The sequence below is a fragment of the Bacillus sp. AFS040349 genome (genome assembly GCF_002577655.1).
Taxonomy (GTDB): Bacteria; Bacillota; Bacilli; order Bacillales; family Bacillaceae; genus Metabacillus.
Map to the genome: position 1 here is coordinate 140,763 of NZ_NUMC01000007.1, position 18,968 is coordinate 159,730.

The 18,968-nt window shown below is 35.2% G+C and carries 23 protein-coding genes; 17 read left to right on the top strand and 6 right to left on the bottom strand.

Annotated elements, in window-relative coordinates; genetic code table 11:
* The 6 genes from COD11_RS01615 to COD11_RS01640 all read left to right on the top strand — a co-directional run bounded on the left by COD11_RS01615 (position 1) and on the right by COD11_RS01640 (position 5,346).
* Entirely contained in the window at positions 1 to 528 is a 528-nt protein-coding gene (locus COD11_RS01615) for an RDD family protein (protein ID WP_098795005.1), read from the top strand.
* A 230-nt stretch (positions 529 to 758) separates the two neighbouring features.
* A complete protein-coding gene (locus COD11_RS01620) occupies positions 759 to 1,439 on the top strand; it encodes a DUF2953 domain-containing protein (protein ID WP_098795006.1) in 681 nt (226 codons plus the stop codon).
* 76 nt (positions 1,440 to 1,515) lie between these two features.
* Positions 1,516 to 1,998 carry a GerW family sporulation protein gene (ytfJ, locus tag COD11_RS01625; protein ID WP_098795007.1) on the top strand — a complete coding sequence of 161 codons (483 nt, stop codon included), beginning with the start codon at positions 1,516 to 1,518 and terminating at the stop codon, positions 1,996 to 1,998.
* Between the two features lie 127 nt (positions 1,999 to 2,125).
* Positions 2,126 to 2,626 (top strand): thiol peroxidase, encoded by a 501-nt coding sequence (gene tpx / locus COD11_RS01630; RefSeq protein ID WP_098795008.1) that lies wholly within the window; start codon positions 2,126 to 2,128, stop codon positions 2,624 to 2,626.
* Positions 2,627 to 2,772: 146 nt separating this feature from the next.
* Positions 2,773 to 3,762 (top strand): class I SAM-dependent methyltransferase, encoded by a 990-nt coding sequence (locus COD11_RS01635; RefSeq protein ID WP_098795009.1) that lies wholly within the window; start codon positions 2,773 to 2,775, stop codon positions 3,760 to 3,762.
* A gap of 396 nt (positions 3,763 to 4,158) precedes the next feature.
* The gene (locus tag COD11_RS01640) at positions 4,159 to 5,346 is read left to right on the top strand and encodes an acetate kinase (protein WP_098795010.1); all 1,188 of its coding nucleotides are present in this window, start codon (positions 4,159 to 4,161) and stop codon (positions 5,344 to 5,346) included.
* Positions 5,347 to 5,485: 139 nt separating this feature from the next.
* Here COD11_RS01640 and COD11_RS26625 read toward each other — a convergent pair whose 3' ends face one another.
* A complete protein-coding gene (locus COD11_RS26625) occupies positions 5,486 to 5,632 on the bottom strand; it encodes a hypothetical protein (protein WP_176550941.1) in 147 nt (48 codons plus the stop codon).
* A 278-nt stretch (positions 5,633 to 5,910) separates the two neighbouring features.
* On the opposite strand from COD11_RS26625, the gene COD11_RS01645 reads away from it, so the two are divergent.
* Entirely contained in the window at positions 5,911 to 6,750 is an 840-nt protein-coding gene (locus tag COD11_RS01645) for an EcsC family protein (RefSeq protein WP_176550942.1), read from the top strand.
* A 12-nt stretch (positions 6,751 to 6,762) separates the two neighbouring features.
* On the top strand, positions 6,763 to 7,278 hold the full coding sequence (locus COD11_RS01650) for a MogA/MoaB family molybdenum cofactor biosynthesis protein (RefSeq protein ID WP_098795012.1): 516 nt from the start codon (positions 6,763 to 6,765) through the stop codon (positions 7,276 to 7,278).
* 37 nt (positions 7,279 to 7,315) lie between these two features.
* Here COD11_RS01650 and COD11_RS01655 read toward each other — a convergent pair whose 3' ends face one another.
* Entirely contained in the window at positions 7,316 to 7,651 is a 336-nt protein-coding gene (locus COD11_RS01655) for a hypothetical protein (RefSeq protein WP_231308013.1), read from the bottom strand.
* A 243-nt stretch (positions 7,652 to 7,894) separates the two neighbouring features.
* Here COD11_RS01655 and COD11_RS01660 point away from each other — a divergent pair, with 243 nt between their 5' ends.
* The 8 genes from COD11_RS01660 (at position 7,895) to COD11_RS01690 (ending at position 15,877) form a co-directional block, all read left to right on the top strand.
* Positions 7,895 to 9,097 (top strand): argininosuccinate synthase, encoded by a 1,203-nt coding sequence (locus tag COD11_RS01660; protein WP_098795013.1) that lies wholly within the window; start codon positions 7,895 to 7,897, stop codon positions 9,095 to 9,097.
* On the top strand, positions 9,094 to 10,467 hold the full coding sequence (gene argH / locus COD11_RS01665) for an argininosuccinate lyase (protein WP_098795014.1): 1,374 nt from the start codon (positions 9,094 to 9,096) through the stop codon (positions 10,465 to 10,467). Before COD11_RS01660 ends, argH begins: the two co-directional genes overlap by 4 nt.
* 99 nt (positions 10,468 to 10,566) lie before the next feature.
* A complete protein-coding gene (locus COD11_RS26630) occupies positions 10,567 to 10,728 on the top strand; it encodes a hypothetical protein (RefSeq protein ID WP_162987434.1) in 162 nt (53 codons plus the stop codon).
* 280 nt (positions 10,729 to 11,008) lie between these two features.
* Positions 11,009 to 11,776: an SDR family oxidoreductase gene (locus COD11_RS01670; protein WP_098795015.1), complete on the top strand. Its 768-nt coding sequence runs from the start codon at positions 11,009 to 11,011 to the stop codon at positions 11,774 to 11,776.
* A 111-nt stretch (positions 11,777 to 11,887) separates the two neighbouring features.
* Positions 11,888 to 13,012 carry an alanine dehydrogenase gene (gene ald / locus COD11_RS01675; protein WP_098795016.1) on the top strand — a complete coding sequence of 375 codons (1,125 nt, stop codon included), beginning with the start codon at positions 11,888 to 11,890 and terminating at the stop codon, positions 13,010 to 13,012.
* Positions 13,013 to 13,139: 127 nt separating this feature from the next.
* A complete protein-coding gene (locus COD11_RS01680) occupies positions 13,140 to 13,820 on the top strand; it encodes a metal-dependent hydrolase (protein WP_098795017.1) in 681 nt (226 codons plus the stop codon).
* 390 nt (positions 13,821 to 14,210) lie between these two features.
* Entirely contained in the window at positions 14,211 to 14,453 is a 243-nt protein-coding gene (locus COD11_RS01685) for a hypothetical protein (protein WP_098795018.1), read from the top strand.
* Positions 14,454 to 14,560: 107 nt separating this feature from the next.
* Complete coding sequence (locus COD11_RS01690) at positions 14,561 to 15,877, top strand: CBS domain-containing protein (RefSeq protein ID WP_098795019.1); 1,317 nt, start codon at positions 14,561 to 14,563, stop codon at positions 15,875 to 15,877.
* A gap of 66 nt (positions 15,878 to 15,943) precedes the next feature.
* Here COD11_RS01690 and COD11_RS01695 read toward each other — a convergent pair whose 3' ends face one another.
* Positions 15,944 to 16,243, bottom strand: a complete 300-nt coding sequence (locus COD11_RS01695; RefSeq protein WP_098795020.1) for a YtpI family protein — start codon at positions 16,241 to 16,243, stop codon at positions 15,944 to 15,946.
* Positions 16,244 to 16,464: 221 nt separating this feature from the next.
* On the opposite strand from COD11_RS01695, the gene COD11_RS01700 reads away from it, so the two are divergent.
* The gene (locus tag COD11_RS01700) at positions 16,465 to 17,403 is read left to right on the top strand and encodes a DHH family phosphoesterase (RefSeq protein ID WP_098795021.1); all 939 of its coding nucleotides are present in this window, start codon (positions 16,465 to 16,467) and stop codon (positions 17,401 to 17,403) included.
* 248 nt (positions 17,404 to 17,651) lie between these two features.
* On the opposite strand, the gene COD11_RS01705 is transcribed toward COD11_RS01700, so the two are convergent.
* The 3 genes from COD11_RS01705 to ytrH form a co-directional block, all read right to left on the bottom strand.
* Positions 17,652 to 17,840 (bottom strand): YtzJ family protein, encoded by a 189-nt coding sequence (locus tag COD11_RS01705; protein WP_098795022.1) that lies wholly within the window; start codon positions 17,838 to 17,840, stop codon positions 17,652 to 17,654.
* Positions 17,841 to 18,111: 271 nt separating this feature from the next.
* Positions 18,112 to 18,615: a sporulation membrane protein YtrI gene (gene ytrI, locus COD11_RS01710; protein WP_098795023.1), complete on the bottom strand. Its 504-nt coding sequence runs from the start codon at positions 18,613 to 18,615 to the stop codon at positions 18,112 to 18,114.
* A complete protein-coding gene (ytrH, locus tag COD11_RS01715) occupies positions 18,612 to 18,947 on the bottom strand; it encodes a sporulation membrane protein YtrH (protein ID WP_026560822.1) in 336 nt (111 codons plus the stop codon). Before ytrH ends, ytrI begins: the two co-directional genes overlap by 4 nt.
* Between the last annotated feature and the right edge of the window lie 21 nt (positions 18,948 to 18,968).

Here is an 18,968-nt window from a genome sequence, read left to right on the forward strand (position 1 = left end):
GTGGACGCTACATATGAGGGGTTAGATCATCATGAAAAGGATCAACCTGTAGAAAAAGAAACAGTTGTAGACTATACAAATCTACTAGCAGGCTTCTGGATTCGTTTTTGGGCATATTTAATAGACCTGATTGTTATTGGTAGTATTAATCGTATCGTTGTTTACCCCCTGTTACAGTTAATAGGCATAGATACAAATGATTCATATATCTTTTCAGTTGTTTCAATTATTACTGCCATTACATTTTTTGCATATTTTGTGATCATGACAAAACTGTTGAAGCAAACCTTAGGAAAAATGGTTTTTGGATTAAAAGTAGTTTCTACTAAGGGAGAAGAAAATTTAAATTGGGGTACAATCTTATTCAGAGAGTTAATTGGAAGGTATATTTCAAAAATGATTTGGGTTGGTTATGTGATTGCAGCATTTACTCCAAAAAAACAAGCTTTACATGATATTTTTGCTGACACCCTAGTTATTCATGAAAAAGTATTTTCAAAATCAATCAAAGAAGAGTCTGTTGTTTAATCAACAGGCTTTTTATTTTGGCTTGAGGTGAAAAGAGTCTTCGAATTCCCAGCAATTTTGTTCTTTATCGCCCTTATGAAGACCATCTCTCTTCGTAATCCTAACAGTTTTAGTCTTCATCTCTCTTATAGTTGTTTAACACCAAGCTTATTTTTTAACCTGTTATATAAAATAGCAGGTTTATTTTAATTTTTAAGAGGTGATAATGCAAAATGAAAGGGTGTGACATAATGGTTTGGATCATAGTCATTATATTGATATTATTATTCCTTTTTTCTCTTATTTTGCTGACAAGACTAACAGTTATCATTGATTTACTTCACGTCGGAGATGATGATCATATAAAAATAAAGTTTCGGGCATGGCTTGGCATAATTCGTTATACGATATCCATTCCCTTAATAAAGGTTGATGATGAAGCTAATGTAATTGTTAAGCAAGAACAGAAGCTTGGTGATGAGAATTCAAACAAAAAGGTGAAAAAGGGAAAAGAAAAGATTACACCTGAAGAGGAAGTAAAAGCGATACATGATGTAAAAGAAATTCTGCAGCATGTAGTGGGATTACATAAAATAGTACGACGGTTTTTAAAGAAAGTAAAAGTGAAAGAATTTGAGTGGCATTCACAAATCGGAATTGGAGATGCTGCCCATACAGGAATGCTGACAGGATTAGTATGGTCGATAAAAGGTGGAGTGGTTGGCATCGTTAGTCAATATATGCAGTTGCATACAACACCTATTATTTCAATTACACCTGAATTTAATGTTTATTGTTCAAGAACAAAATTACAATGTATGATTCAATTTCGAATCGGGCAAGCTATGTTGGCAGGTATTCAGCTTATCAAATATTGGAAAGGTGGTCGCCCTAAACTTAAGACCAAACCATTTTCATTTTTTGCAAATTAGCATGAACTAAGATGGCTATGACCCCTTCTCGATGAGATGAGCATGACCGGTTAAAATTTCTAAAGGAGGCTACATAATGAGTGATCATCCAATTCAAGGGTTAATGAAGACTGCAATGGAAAATTTAAAACAAATGATTGATGTAAATACCATTGTAGGAGATCCTGTTGAAACACCCGATGGAAGTGTAATTTTAACTGTTTCAAAGGTTGGCTTTGGTTTTGCAGCTGGAGGTAGTGAATTTAATTCAGCTAGCAAAGAAGAAGGTGATGGTCAAGGTCAAAAAACACCAAAACTTCCATTTGGCGGCGGAAGTGGTGGTGGAGTTTCAATCACTCCTATCGCATTCTTAATCGTTTCTTCAAATGGAGTGAAGATGCTTCATTTAGACGAGAGCACCCACTTATACGAGAAAATTTTGGAGGCTGCACCTCAAGCGGTTGAAAAAATTCAAGGTATATTTAAAAAGGATAAGAGTAATGACCAAAAGACAGATCCTTTAGAAGATATTAATAACAATCAATCAAGTCAAAATCAAAAACAAGATCTAGACATTTAACTGCCTACTATTAGGCAGTTATTTTTTCGGAAGGTAAAGTTAACTGAACTTTAAAAACATAATAATTGATAATTTTGGAAAGCTAGGCTATATTTACTCTGTACATAATTAAAAGGAGGAGTTCGATATGGCATCTATTACGTTCAAAAATAACCCAGTTACATTACTAGGAAATGAAGTTAATGTTGGTGATCAAGCACCAGATTTTACTGTACTAGCAAATGATTTATCACCAGTTTCACTAGCTGATTCAAAAGGGAAAGTACGTATTATTTCAGTAGTTCCTTCTATTGATACAGGAGTTTGTGATGCACAAACCCGCCGTTTTAACGAAGATGCATCAAAGCTTGAAAATGTTGAAGTGTTAACAGTTAGCATGGATTTACCATTTGCACAAAAAAGATGGTGTGCATCGAATGGTCTTGAAAATGTAAAAACATTATCTGATCACCGTGATGCTTCTTTTGGTGAAGCTTATGGTGTATTAATTAAGGAATTACGTTTATTAGCAAGATCAGTATTTGTTGTAGATTCAAATGATAAAGTAACATATGTGGAATATGTTAGTGAAGCAACGAATCATCCAAATTATGAAGCGGCAATTGAAGCAGCTAAAGCGGCACAATAAGTTTAATCATGTGGGACTGACAATATGTCGGTCCTTTTTCTATTTTTATTTCATTTTCTATTTACTGATTCTAGTACGATTACTTTGACTAAACGAAAAACAATGTCTAGAATGGAAAGAGGTAAAGTGCTAGGAGGAGTAAATGTATGAAAACAATATCAAAGATTGAAAATTTGTTTGCAGTAATAAATGAAACAGCAGATTTACTCGCTCAGGAGTGTAATATTACATACATAGAGGCGTTAGCTGAAACAGGAGAAAACTTATTCCAACAATCTATCTTACAAGAGGATTTAAGTGAGATAACTTCTAAAAGCTTAAAAAGAAAATATGAATCTGTAACGTTAGGTTCGTATGATAGAGAAGAGTTGCGAAAAGCTTTTCAATTAGCAATCTTAAAAGGATTAAAAGATGGTGCACACCCTAATCATCAAATGACACCAGATACAATTGGCTTGTTCTTGGGATATCTTGTTAGTAAATTTGTGGGAAAACAAAACAAACTATCAATTCTAGATCCGGCAGTAGGAACGGGGAATTTACTTACAACAATCCTAAATTATTTAACGATCGAAGAAGTGGATAGTCACGGGGTTGAAGTTGATGATTTGCTTATAAGATTAGCTTATATAAGCGCAAATCTTCAGGAGCATCCTGTTCAATTTTTTAATCAAGATAGCTTAGAGCGATTGTTTATAGATCCAGTTGATCTTGTTGTTTGCGATCTTCCAGTGGGGTATTATCCTAATGATCTGGAAGCAGCAAAATATGAATTAAAAGCTGATGAAGGTCATTCTTATTCACATCACCTTTTTATGGAACAGAGTATCAAGCATATTAAGGAAGATGGATATTTATTTTTTGTTGTTCCTAATTCTTTATTTGAAACAAAAGAAGCACCAAAGTTAAATGAGTATCTACGGAAAGCCGCAATTATACAAGGATTTATTAAATTACCATTATCACTCTTTAAAGATGAAAGACACGGAAAAAGTATTTTAATTCTTCAGAAAAAAGGAGAAAAAGCTACCCAGCCAAAACAAGCAATACTAGCTGAGCTTCCGAAATTTTCAAATAAAGAGGCAATGAACTCCATTATGAAGCAAATTGATAAATGGTTTAGTGAAAACAAGTAATGAAAAACAAGAAAGAGGCTCAAAAAGAGTCTCTTTTTTGTTTTATGATTCAGTACAATTTGATAAGAGATTTTTTATAAAAACAAGTGTAAATTCATTATCTACTGCACCTAATCCATAAGTTGAATTATTTGAATTATACGAATTTTAGGTGTAACCGATTGCAATTTTATCAAGTTCTTGAAATGTCGAAATGTCAGTGTTTAAATGGAAAAGGCAGATAATAATCGGTAGCATTTTGTAGAGAATAAGAAAGTAAAGATTATGATGAATCTCTGTGAAATGATTTTTTCAATATAGACTAACGATTAAATGAAAGATGTCTTGCTGATCGTTTTACATATAAAGAGTTTTTGTTAACGGCAGCTTGTATAAACAAAAAAGGAGAGTTACTAAATGGCAAAAATTATTGCAATCAATGCAGGTAGTTCATCTCTAAAATTTCAACTTTTTGATATGCCAAGTGAGAAAGTATTAACAAAAGGATTAGTTGAAAGAATTGGGATTAACGATTCGGTTTTCAGCATTACTGTAAATGATGAAAAACAAACAGAAGTATCAGATATTCCAGACCATGCTGTAGCTGTTAAAATTTTATTATCTAAGCTTACAGGTTTAGGGATTATTCAATCTTTAGATGAAATAGATGGAATTGGACATCGTGTTGTACATGGTGGAGAAGTATTTAATGACTCTGTTTTAATTACAGATGAAACACTTGCTAAGATTGAAGAGCTTTCTGATTTGGCACCACTTCACAATCCAGCCAATGTTGTAGGAATCAAGGCTTTCAAAGAAGTTCTTCCAAATGTTGAGGCTGTTGCAGTATTTGACACAGCATTTCACCAAACCATGCCAGAACAATCTTTCTTATATAGCCTGCCTTATGAATATTACGAAAAATATGGAATTCGTAAATATGGTTTCCATGGAACTTCCCATAAGTATGTATCAGAGCGTGCAGCAGAAATCTTAGGAAGACCTGTAGAGCATTTACGATTAATTTCATGTCACTTAGGTAATGGAGCAAGTATTGCTGCAATTGAAGGCGGTCGCTCTATTGATACATCTATGGGCTTCACACCACTAGCAGGTGTAGCAATGGGTACACGTTCAGGGAATATTGATCCGGCTTTAATACCATTTATTATGGAGAAAACAGAAAAGACAGCTGATGAAGTGCTGGATATCTTAAATAAGAAAAGCGGTATTTTAGGGATTTCTGGTCTTTCAAGTGATTTACGTGATATCGAATCAGCTGCTAAAGAAGGCAACGAGAGAGCAGAAACAGCATTAGAAGTGTTTGCTAGTCGTATTCATAAATATATTGGTTCTTATGCTGCAAGAATGTCAGGTGTTGATGCAATTATTTTCACAGCCGGTATTGGTGAAAATAGTACAGAAATTCGTGCACGTGTATTAAAAGGTCTTGAATTTATGGGGATTTATTGGGATCCTGCACTTAATAAGGTTCGTGGAGAAGAGGCATACCTTAGCTATCCACATTCACCAGTAAAAGTATTAGTAATTCCTACAAATGAAGAAGTAATGATAGCAAGAGATGTAGTAAGAATGGCAAAATAATCATGTTTCTTAAAGGCAACCTTAAATGGTTGTCTTTTTCTATGAAGATTAAAAATGGTATGCTGGGTTAAAGTGTTTTATTTAACCAGCATACCGGGGTATTGTTTAGAATTATTTTTACAGGAATTATATAAAATCATTAATACTTAACACCTACAAACTTCAATTCTTTTTTATCATTTCCACTGTCTATGATCAATTGTTTTACCTTTGAGACCGCATCAATCATTCCATTGGCTTTGATAATAATTTCATCTGAATCAATCGTAAACACGAAATGTTTCATCTTCAACACTCCTTCTTTATTTTGATTGTGTTAATCATATGTTAGAGTACAACATCATTCTATAGGATTGTTATATTTCGTTACATGCTTTTCTTGTCGAAAGAAAATAGATGTAACAAAAACTTCAAATTTGATGTCTTTTCACAATTTTTAAATGCAACGATCTTTACAAAATCAGTTCCTTTGTTATTATTCTGATTCTGGGCTTTTATGTTATGATAAAAATAACAAGTTCACCAAATAATACCTACTTTGCTTAGAGTAAGGAGATCATGAGGATGAATGAATTGAGTCGTGAGAAAGCTATATTAGAGGAAATTAAAACATGGGAAATTGACCTTCAAAATGATGGTCGTACAGATTTTCAAAGAACGTTTGACAGGTGGCTTACTCGGAAACTTGATGACATACCTGAGCGAATGCAGAAGGTGTTTTATGAAAAAGTGGATACGAGTCTTTTTAACCTGCACTCTGTTATTCAAAATTCATTTATACAGAAAGATGCGAAAAGTCAAATACTGTTGTCTGCAAGAGCATTGAACAATCGTATTCAGCAGATCAGTGATTTACATTTCCTTTCGATCGATCAGCTTCATTACTTAGCTGATTTACAGAGTTCTAAACACCGGCTTTATTCCTTTTTTCAAGGAGGTATCACTGGTACAGGAGGAATGCTTCTCACAAGTGCTGATATTCCATTGCAGGCAGTTATGAATCTAAGAGCCATTCAAATGATTTCTATGTGTTATGGTTATGAGATAAATAATCCATATGAAATGATGACTTCGTTAAAAGTGTATCATGCCGCTTTAATGCCAAAACATTTACAATACGAACAATGGATTAAATTAAAGAAAGAACTCCAATCGGATAATGGGATGAATTATTTTTATGAAGGTAACGAGGATATGGCTGACCAAAATAGCATAAAGTATATTCTTGCTCAAATTGCGAAGCTTTCTGTCTTATCTTTATTTAAGAGAAAATTGGTCGCAGGGATTCCACTTGTTAGTATGATGATTGGTGCTGCTGGAAATTATCAATTTACACGGCAGATAACGGAATTTGCAAATAATTATTATCAATATAGACTTATTTCTGAAAAAACTAGTCAGTAGCAGGAGGGTATCATGAGTACTGAAGAACATAAGTTACACGCTCCTGATCATATAAGGTGCAAGGTTGTAACAATTAGTGACACAAGAGATAAAGGAACTGACAAAAGTGGTCAGTTAATAAAGAAATTATTAGAGGAGAATGGCCACATCATAGTTGATTATGAAATCGTCCGTGATGAAAAAACATTGATTCGCAGTTCTGTTTTAAAAGGGTGTGAAACAAGAGAGATTGATGTTGTCTTAACAAATGGGGGTACTGGGATAGCGAAAAGAGATGTGACGATTGAAGCAGTTGAATCGTTAATTGAAAAAGAAATACCAGGCTTCGGTGAGATCTTTCGTATGCTTAGCTACCGGGATGATATTGGCTCTGCCGCCATTTTAAGTAGAGCTGTAGCTGGAGTAGCAATGAATACTGCGATCTTTTCTATGCCAGGTTCATCTGGTGCTGTTAAGCTGGCAATGGAGAAGTTGATCCTTCCTGAACTAGGTCATGTAGTTAGAGAGGTTAAGAAGGACTTAATATGAAATAGTTAAAGAAGGCTAGAATTAGCCTTCTTTTGTTTTAGCTATGCGTTTTAACTGGTGACACATGTTGGGTTGCTCTAAACCATATCCACAAATCATTTATGATAGAAGCAAGCTCCGCAATTTCCCCGTTTAATTCACAAGATGTATCAAAATCTTCCTCATGGTTAAGTAGCTCCTGCTTCCTATTTATTTCTTTTTCTACCTCTATAATTTTGTCAGGAATATGACCACGGATTTTTTCCCACTCTGTTAATATGAGGTTTTGAGTTTGCATACTATATGTTGTCCATGGTTTATCCAGGGTTGGAATCATTATTTTAAGTCTAGGATCATAGGTAAAGTGTTCGCTCAATTTTTCTCCTTCTTCCATTCATGATCTTTCCTTATTTTACAATAGTGGAATCAAATCATCTATAAGTACGTAACATTTTTAAATGAACCGTATATATTAACTTGAGCAATACAGAAAAATTTATTTTTATACAAAGAATTAAGAAAATATACATTTTTCTATTGACGAAACAGGGAAACAGTTGGTAAAGTGTTATCTATACAATAAATGTATTTTTATAAACATATATTAATTTTTATACAACTGAGGAGGAACAATTAGATGAAAAAGGTTGTTTTAGCATATTCCGGAGGATTAGATACCTCTGTTGCAGTTAAATGGTTACAAGAACAAGGTTACGCTGTTGTTGCGGTTTGCCTTGATGTAGGTGAAGGAAAAGATACAGCATTTGTACAACAAAAAGCTCTTCAAGTAGGTGCTGTTGAATCATATATGATTGACGCTAAAGAAGAATTCGCAAAAGATTTTGCGCTAGTTGCTTTACAAGCACATACACTTTATGAAGGAAAATATCCGTTAGTTTCTGCTTTATCTCGTCCATTAATTGCTAAGAAGTTAGTTGAAATTGCAGAAAAGGAAAACGCGGTTGCAATTGCACACGGCTGTACTGGAAAAGGAAATGACCAAGTACGTTTTGAAGTTTCAATTAAAGCATTAAATCCTGATCTTGAAGTTCTTGCTCCAGTAAGGGAGTGGGGATGGTCTCGTGAAGAGGAGATCGAATATGCGTCTAAACATGGTATTCCGATTCCTATTAATTTAGATAGCCCATATTCAATTGACCAAAATCTTTGGGGAAGAAGTAACGAGTGCGGTATTTTAGAAGACCCATGGGCTGCTCCTCCTGAAGGTGCATATGATTTAACAACACCAATTGAAAAAACACCAGATCAACCGGAAATGATCGAAATTCAATTTGAGCAAGGTGTACCAGTGAAGATTAATGATAAAGCTTATCCATTACATGAATTAATTCTTGAATTAAATCAAATTGCTGGTAAGCATGGTGTAGGTCGTATCGATCATGTAGAAAATCGTCTTGTTGGTATTAAATCTCGTGAAGTTTACGAATGTCCTGGTGCAATGACACTAATTAAGGCTCATAAAGAGTTAGAAGATTTAACATTAGTGAAAGAGGTTGCTCATTTCAAACCAGTGATTGAACAAAAGCTTGCAGAACTTATTTATAACGGCTTATGGTTCTCACCATTAAAATCTGCTTTACACGCTTTCTTAAAAGAAACACAAACATATGTAACAGGTACTGTAAGAGTGAAATTATTCAAGGGTCATGCGATTGTTGAAGGAAGAAAATCTGAGTACTCTCTATATGATGAGAAACTTGCAACATATACGAAAGATGATGCATTTGATCACAATGCAGCAATTGGCTTTATCGAATTATTTGGACTTCCAACAAAAGTAAACAGCATGGTGAAAAACAACAAGAAGGTGGAAGTATGAAAAAACTTTGGGGTGGTCGCTTCCAAAAAACCCCTGAACAATGGGTGGATGAGTTCGGCGCATCCATCCATTTTGATCAGGAATTAGTTGAGGAAGACATCACAGGTAGTCTCGCACATGTTGAAATGCTTGGTAAGTGCGGAATTATTACTCAAGACGAAGCAAACCAAATCACAAAAGGTTTAACTTCACTGTTAGAAAAAGCGAAAAAGAATGAACTAACTTTTTCTGTAAACTATGAAGATATTCATCTAAATATCGAAAAACTATTAATTGATGAGATTGGTCCTGTTGGAGGGAAATTACATACAGGAAGAAGCCGTAACGATCAAGTAGCCACTGACATGCATCTTTATTTGCGTAAACATGTTGCAATGGTTGTTGAATTAATTGAGGGCTTGCAACAATCGCTAATTGGCAAAGCTGAGGAACATGTTGAAACAATTTTACCTGGGTACACTCATCTTCAACGTGCACAACCAATCTCATTTGCCCATCATTTAATGGCCTATTTTTGGATGCTTGACCGTGATAAACAGAGATTTACTGAATCACTAAAAAGAATAAATATTTCGCCGCTTGGCAGTGCTGCACTTGCTGGAACTACCTTTCCGATTGACCGTGCATATACTGCTGAAAAGCTGAATTTCGATGGCATCTATGAAAATAGCTTGGATGGGGTAAGCGACCGCGACTTTATTATTGAATTTCTTAGCAACAGTTCATTGCTAATGATGCATTTATCACGCTTCTGTGAAGAAATTATTTTCTGGTGTTCGCAAGAATTTCAATTTATTGAACTTGATGACACTTACGCAACAGGAAGCAGTATTATGCCACAAAAGAAAAATCCTGATATGGCTGAGCTAATTAGAGGGAAAACAGGTCGAGTGTATGGAAACTTAATGTCACTTTTAACTATTTTAAAAGGACTTCCACTTGCTTATAACAAAGACCTTCAAGAAGATAAAGAAGGAATGTTTGATACCGTAAAAACGATTGAAGGAAGTCTTCAAATCTTTATCGGTATGATTGATACATTGAAAGTAAACAAAGAGAAGATGGAAAAAGCAACATCAGAAGATTTCTCTAATGCTACTGAACTTGCAGATTATTTATCAACAAAAGGTATGCCATTTAGAGACGCACATGAAGTTGTTGGGACTTTGGTTTATCAATGCATTCAATCAGGAATTTATTTAAAGGATCTGCCTTTTGAAGAATATAAAAAAGCCTCCTCTTTATTTGAAGAAGACTTATATGAAATGATCAATCCTTACGAAGCAGTAAGAAAACGTATGAGCGCTGGTGGGACTGGCTTTGAAATGGTCAAACAAGCACTGGAAAAGGCAAAGAAAACGTTAAGCTAAAACAATTTCCTAAAAAATAAAAAACAGTAATTAACAGTATAAGCTCCTTATTTTCAGATAAACTAATCGCGAGCATTTGAAAATAAGGAGCTGAAAACTGTGAAAGAAAGAAGAGTTACGAGACAAACGTATTACTACGACCACCTTGGCGAACAAGAAACAATGCAACAATTAACTGATTCTTATTCAAGTGGGGTTGTCGAACAGCAATATGATCCAAACTTTTTACAAGAACATTTTCGAGCAATAAGAAAAGATTAAAAGTATGTCATGCTGGCTTAAGATGAGTCAGCTTTTTTAATCCTCAAAAACCCTACTAATTTTCCTCAAATCCTTTTCAAAACAAGATAATTGTAAAATCTCTCATTTATCAGCACAATAGAAGTAGTAATGGATAGATCTATCAGTTATTGTGATAATATCGAAGTAATCCATTCCAATTATAAAAAATAAACAGTTTTACAAAGGAATATTCCTTTAGATAAAGCGTATTAATGATTGATATCCTTTTAAGGACAAGTTAAATGGGGAGGAAGATATCGTGAGACATGCCCTTATTACTGCAGGATCTAAAGGGTTAGGAAAAAAGGTCACTGAAGAGTTTTTACAACGCGGGTATTCAGTAACAATTAATTATCGAAAAGACATAGAAGCAGTAGAAAACCTCAAAAATACCTATTCACATCTATCAGATCGTATTCTTTTTGTTCAAGGTGATGTTACGAAAAAAGAAGATCTCACAAACATGATTGATTTAACGATTGAACGGTTCGGTAGAATAGATTGTTTGATAAATAATGCTGGTCCACACATATTTGAAAGAAAGAAGCTTGCTGATTATACAGACGAAGAATGGTATCAAATGATAGAAGGAAATTTAAGTTCAGTCTTTCATTTGTTCAAAAAGATTATTCCGATCATGAGGCAGCAAAGATATGGAAGAATTATTACATATGGTTTTCAAGGAGCCGAATCCTCTCCGGGTTGGCTTCATCGCTCTGCTTTCAGTGCTGCAAAGGTAGGTCTTGTATCACTAACGAAATCAATAAGCATTGAAGAAGCAGAACATGGGATCACCGCTAATATGATCTGCCCAGGAAACATTGTCGGAGAAATGAAAGAAGCAACGATTGAGCAGTCTAGAATAATGAGTGATGTTGAATCGAAAACACCAATTGGCCGTTCCGGTACAGGAGAAGATATTGCAAGAACTGTTGCTTTTATATGTGATGAAAATTCGGACATGATCACAGGCTCCATTATTGAAGTTACTGGTGGAGCAAACGTAATACACCGGTTTCATGTCTGAAAACAAGAAAATATCTGTTCTTATAAAAAATTCACTAACCTGTCTTATTGCGTCATCATATGATGAAATATGGTCATACTGATAAGAACGCAAATTAAAGGGTGAATACTTATGAAAATCGGCATTCCAGCTGAATTGAAAAATAATGAAAACCGTGTAGCGATGACGCCAGCCGGAGCAAATCAGTTAATAAAATCTGGACATGAAGTTTGTATTGAAACGAATGCAGGGTTAGGATCCGGCTTTACAGATGAGCAATACAAAGATGCTGGTGCAACGATTGTGAAAACAGCTGCTGAGGCTTGGTCAATGGACATGGTAATGAAAGTGAAAGAGCCGTTAAAAGAGGAATTTTCCTATTTTCGTGATGATCTGATTTTATTTACTTATTTACATCTTGCGGCTGAACCAGAGCTTACAAAAGCTTTGATTAATCAAAAGGTAACATCGATTGCATACGAAACTGTACAGCTTTCAAATGGGTCACTTCCTCTATTAACACCAATGAGTGAAGTTGCCGGCAGAATGGCCTCGCAAATCGGTGCTCAACTATTAGAAAAGCCAAAAGGTGGTAAAGGAATTTTGCTAGCTGGAGTCCCCGGTACACAAAGAGGACGTGTGACAATTATAGGCGGTGGTGTAGCTGGTACAAATGCCGCCAAAATTGCATGTGGATTAGGGGCAGAGGTTACGATACTTGATACAAACTCGGACCGGCTAAGGCAGCTTGATGATTTATTTGGAAAAGACGTATCAACAATCATGTCTAGCCCCCTCACAATATCAGAATCAGTTCAACGAGCAGACCTAGTTATTGGGGCTGTGTTAATTCCTGGGGCAAAAGCACCAAATCTTGTTTTTGCTGAGGATGTAAAGGCAATGGGTAAGGGCTCTGTGATTGTTGATATTGCCATTGATCAAGGCGGCATTTTTGAGACAATTGACAGGTTAACGACCCATGACAATCCAACATATGAAAAACATGGTGTTCTACATTATGCTGTAGCTAATATGCCAGGGGCAGTTCCAAGAACATCCACATTGGCATTAACAAATGTCACTGTACCCTATGCAAATATAATTGCAACCAAAGGTTACCAAAAAGCTTGTTTAGAAGATTCTGCGCTGTTGAAAGGATTGAATACGTTGAAGGGATTTGTAACGTATAAAGCAGTTGCCGAGGCACATGGACTATTTTTTAAGGATGCTACTTCATTAATGGATTCACGAGTATAACACCACATGAAAAACTTAGTGAAAGCTAGGTTTTTCATGTAAACGTTTAGCTAGAAATAAAAATGGGTAAAGTTTTAGTGGACTATCTTATTCATTTAACCATTTAACATATAAGGAGTTGAATAAAATGGAAGTTTCATATCACGGCCATGCAGTTGTACAAGTAGCAGCACACAATAAAAAAATCATTATAGATCCATTTATTACTGGCAATGAATTAACAGATTTGACAGCTGATTCAGTTGAAGCAGATGTTATTATTCTTACACACGGTCATAATGATCATGTTGGGGACACAATAGAAATTGCCAAGAAAAATAATGCTTTAGTTATCGCCCCATACGAGCTGGCGGTTTACATAGGGAAAAATGGAATTGATATTCACCCAATGAATATTGGGGGAGCATATGATTTTGATTTTGGCAGAGTAAAACTAACACAGGCTTTTCACGGGTCAAGCTATCAAGAGCCGGATGGTACCATTATTTATACTGGTATGCCATCAGGTATTTTATTAACATCTGAAGGCAAAACAATCTATCATGCAGGTGATACTGCACTCTTTACTGATATGAAAATGATTGGAGAACGAAATTCAATAGACCTTGCATTTTTACCAATCGGAGATAATCTAACAATGGGTCCTGAAGACGCAAAGGATGCAGCTCTTTGGCTAAACGCAAAGAAAGTCGTTCCTATCCATTATGATACTTTTCCAGCAATTAAGCAGGATCCAGAAAAATTCGCTCAATCCTTACCAGAAGGCATTGGCCTGCCATTAAAAGTGGGAGAAAAATACGAGCTTTAATAGGATAGTTCATATAATGTGGAAAAAAGATTTACAGAATGTTTAGAGTTGAAAACCACAAGCCAAGTTTATACGTGTTGCTTTTAAACCTGTTTTTATAAACTTAGTGGAATGAAGAGGAAGAAAATGACTCCTGCGGGAGGTAGAGGAAAGGCTGAGACCCCGCAGGCAAAGCCGAGGAGGCTCAGCTTCCTCCCCGCGGAAAGCGATTGTCTGGAGCGTAATGAAACGGACAATTTATTGGGGTTACTGTGTTAGAAATAAAATAGTAAAAATAGCGCAAAATGATAGTATGCTATCAGAAGAAGCAAAGAATCTCATTCATTGCTTCTTTTTTTATGTGTACATGCATAAAATGAAACAAAGCTTTTATAGAAAGGATGAATCAAGATGAAAAACCTAATGTACGCATTAATAGCATTAATGATGCTCTATTTTGGACTTCAACATATCTCACTTTCGGGCAATCAAACGCAAACTGTATTTGCTATGAGCTGGTTGTGCTTAGCGATTTTTGTTATTGGTGGAAACTTTGCTCATTATTTGTACCGACCAAAGCAACAGGTTCAAGCAAAGCAGTTAAAATCATATAAGCAAATTCAGAAAAAGAGACAAAGACAAACACTGCGTTGATATAAGCCTTCTTCACCCTTATAATAAAAGTGGATTAGTTTGTTTTTTAAACCGTATTTGTGCGGTCTTATTAGATAAATGCACTAATATAAAAAGGGTGATGCGGCTTGGCTACAAAGCACGAGCAAATTTTGCAGTATATAACTTCACTGCCAGTTGGTGAAAAAATTTCTGTCAGACAAATTGCGAAGGATATAAATGTTAGCGAAGGAACAGCATATCGTGCAATTAAAGAAGCAGAGAACAAAGGATATGTTAGTACGATAGAACGTGTTGGAACGATTAGAATTGAAACAAAGAAGAAAGAGAACTTTGAGAAATTAACATATGCTGAGGTTGTTAATATTGTTGAAGGGCAAGTTTTAGGTGGACGGGCAGGTTTACATAAAACATTAAATAAATTTGTCATTGGTGCGATGAAACTTGATGCCATGATGCGATATACAGGTGCAGGGAACTTACTTATAGTCGGGAATCGTACAACTGCCCATCAATATGCGCTTGAAGCTGGTGCAGCAGTATTGATAACAGGTGGTTTTGATACAGAAGATAGCGTGAAAAAATTAGCTGATGAGCTGGAGCTGCCAATTATTTCAACAAGCTATGATACTTTTACGGTTGGTGCCATGATCAATCGAGCAATTTATGATCAGTTAATTAAGAAAGAAATCGTACAGGTGGAGGATATTCTTACACCGATTGATAAAACAATCTGTTTATCAACGTCTGATACGGTGGCAACTTGGTATCAACATAACTATGAAACCGGGCATGGTCGGTTTCCAGTGATAGATCAGAACTTAAAAGTGCAAGGAATTGTTACCTCTAAAGATATTATGGGGAACGACCATTCAACCATAATCGAAAAAATAATGACTAAAAGTCCGATTACAGTAATTGGTAAAACTTCTGTCGCATCAGCAGCACAAATGATGGTTTGGGAAGGGATCGAAATTTTGCCGGTAGTAGACCAGCAGAATAGATTGCAAGGGATTATTAGTCGTCAAGATGTTCTCAAAGCTCTTCAAATGATCCAACGTCAACCACAAATTGGTGAAAAACTTGATGACATCGTGACAAATCAATTTATAACTATTGATGATGAATCAAAACGCAGTAGTATTTTTCGATGTGAAGTAACTCCGCAAATGACAAATCACCTTGGCACCATTTCTTATGGGGTTTTTACGACACTTGTTACAGAGTCCGTTAATCGTTATCTAAGAGCACAGAAAAAAGGTGACATTGTTGTTGAAAATATCACAATATACTTTATTAAACCTGTTCAAATGGAATCAGTGCTTGAAATTCACCCGAAAATATTAGAGGTTGGTCGTAAGTTTGGAAAAATTGATATAGAAGCATATAGCGACGGTATAGTCGTAGGAAAAGCGATGATGATGGTTCAATTGATTGAGAGATAAAACAAGGAAAAAATAGGGTTAGCTGTTTTTATAAAACAGTTAACCCTATTTTTTTCGAGAGATTCGTTACTGTTGCTCTTTTATTTCTTTTAGAACATATGGAAGATAATGCTTGTAAGCTCGGTATCCTGCCCAAGCACTGCCAAAACCGATTAACAGAAAAATAATTCCCACAACAAATGATAAGGTTGAGCGAAACATAAATAATTGATTAAGCCCAAAAAATGCAACAAACAGACCTAATGCAATGCTAGCTTTCGCAGATATCCAACTTTTCTCCGCTTGCTTATTTGATCGGTATGCTTTGACCCTATAGTACAAATAGAAAGCTAGTGAAAAAATAATAAGTACAACTAAAACTGGCATATAAAAACCTCCACTACTGAGATGAGTATTTTTTCTACTCTTGCATCTAGTAAGGTAAAAAAGAAGAAATATCTTCTTAAACAACCTATAATAAAAGATAGCATGTTTAGTTTAACATGTCTTTAACTAAATACGATGAAATGAAAATCCTGAAGATTCATTCTTTTTTAAAATTTGTATTTATGATTTAATAAACTATATAGAGAGAAAAGGAGACCAAAATGAAACAACAAATACTTGATGAAATTAGCCAAAATGACACAATTATCATTCATCGCCATGTTCGTCCAGATCCGGATGCCTATGGCTCTCAATGCGGTTTGGCTGAAATGATAAAAGCTACATACCCAAATAAGAAAATCTATGTTGTAGGAGAATCTGAGCAATCGCTTGAGTTTCTATATAAAATGGATCATATTTCAGACGAGATATACCAAGAAGCACTTGTTATTGTATGTGATACAGCAAACCAAGCCCGCATCAGTGATCAACGTTATAAAACAGGTAAAAAATTGATTAAAATCGATCACCATCCAAATGAGGATCAATACGGAGATCTTTTGTGGGTGGAAACTGAAGCAAGTGCTACAAGTGAAATGATTTATGAACTGTACTTAGAAGGTAAAGATCACGGCTTTAAATTATCTGAAAAAGCGGCAGAACTTCTTTATACTGGGATTGTGGGTGATACAGGAAGGTTTCTATTCCCGAGTACAACGGAGAAAACTTTTCAGTATGCTAGTGCATTAATCTCAAAAGGAATTAACCCTACACCAATTTACGACGAACTTTACAAAACAAAGAGAAACGTCGCTAAACTTAGTGGATATGTTCTTCAAAACTTTACGTTAACATCGTCAGGTTCTGCATCAATGAGTATAACAAAAGATATATTAAAGAAATTTGATGTGACCCCTTCAGAAGCTTCTCAGCTTGTTGGAATTTTAGGTAATATTGAAGGTGTGAAAGCATGGGTGTTCTTTGTGGAAGAAGAAAATCAGATTCGTGTTAGACTTAGAGCAAAAAAACTTGTGATAAATAAATTAGCTAAAAAATATAATGGTGGCGGACATCCACTCGCATCTGGAGCTTCTGTATATAGCTGGGAAGAAGCGAAACAGGTTTTACATGATCTAGAAGTGCTATGTCAGGATGAATGATCTTAAGAAATAAGAAAGGGTTCGGTAATAACTGCCGAACCCTTTTCTAACCCTAGTCTGTAGTCATAAGATGACATAGTTCCTTACCTTAAAATTTACGATCCAGAAGGATGATAGTGTAGAGGTTAGTTTGCTTACAATAAAGTTATGGATTACGTTTCTAGTGGTTTGAATAGAACATGTGATGAGGCTCTTTGAAAACGCCACTTTAATAATGGAGTTTTACATTGAAGAAATAATGATAGCGGTTACTTTTCTTTGGTCGGAATAAACCAATAACCTAGCTCTGTAGCATCCTCATACACATCCAATTGTAGAATCTGACATTCTTTTTTGATAATGTTTGCAAGCTCAGCTGTTTCTACATATGCTGAGAACCCTTTTTTGATATGGTTAATCTTTTCCTGGACAACTTGTTTTGAACTTAAAATATACATATCCATCCCTCCGTTAAGTAGTGGTACAACCGATAAATCGTTATAAAGTGAGTTGGTTAAACAAGGAATCAATTGTCATAATTGTTGGAATAAATGTTCTGTGAAGAGTGGAAGGGGAAGTTAAAGCCAGTTTGTTAGAGAGCAAACCAGCTTGTTTTTAAGTGAATGTATTTTCCTTGTTTTTCCTATTTCTATTTTATCGGAAAAGGGAAGGTTTTGCGATTAATTTTTAATGAAAATCTCAAATATTTCAAATTCCTTAGGAGTATTGTTAGTCTACAAAGGATATTTTAACTTCAATGTATAGTGTGGTGGTTAACATGAATTTTGTCATTTCAAGTTTGTATTCTTTTCCATCAAACTTTAATGGTTTATTTTCAATAATTCGTTCTATTAATAGATGATTAGAAACGATACTCTCAATATCCTTGGCCATTACGTCTTTTAAATCTTCCTTTACACTGTTTTCAATATTCGTTATCCTAAAATCCTTAAAAAGGTAGCGATCACCGTTAGTTAATTTAATCTTAATCTCTTGAACAGTCAGCTTTTCTTGAGCTTTTTTGTTTAATTTTGTATACTCTTCTTGATAGATTTTCTTGTCATTCTCTAAATCTTGAATTGTTTGCTTTTGTTTATTTATAATTGTACTATGTTCTTCTTGAATAACTCCAAAAATAAAAAGGAAAACACCCCAACTAATAACTGCCCCTATTGCTGCACCTGCAAAAAAACGTTGCCATGAAGGTTGCTGATAGTGCGGCGGGATTCTCATGAAAGATGCTCCTGTGTTAACCAAGTGATAAGTAACCAACCTGTTTGAGCTCCACCCATAGCTGATACAATTAACAATACTTGTTTAACAATATCTCGTGTTTCACCTTGAAAAATTCCACGCTCAAAGCTGTAAAAAGCATCAAACGTACCACCTATTGCTGCAACAAGAGCCCAAATTTTTAGCCTATTAGCAAATTCAAACATTTTGGTTAATGGTGGTTCTCCTGCTAAAAAAGCACCAATGGCACCGATTAGCGTGCCACCTAAAAGTACTCCTAGTGCTATAAAGTAACTATGAATAAAAGCCGGCATAAAGGCTTCTTTGTCCATGACTATCAACCCCCTACTCTA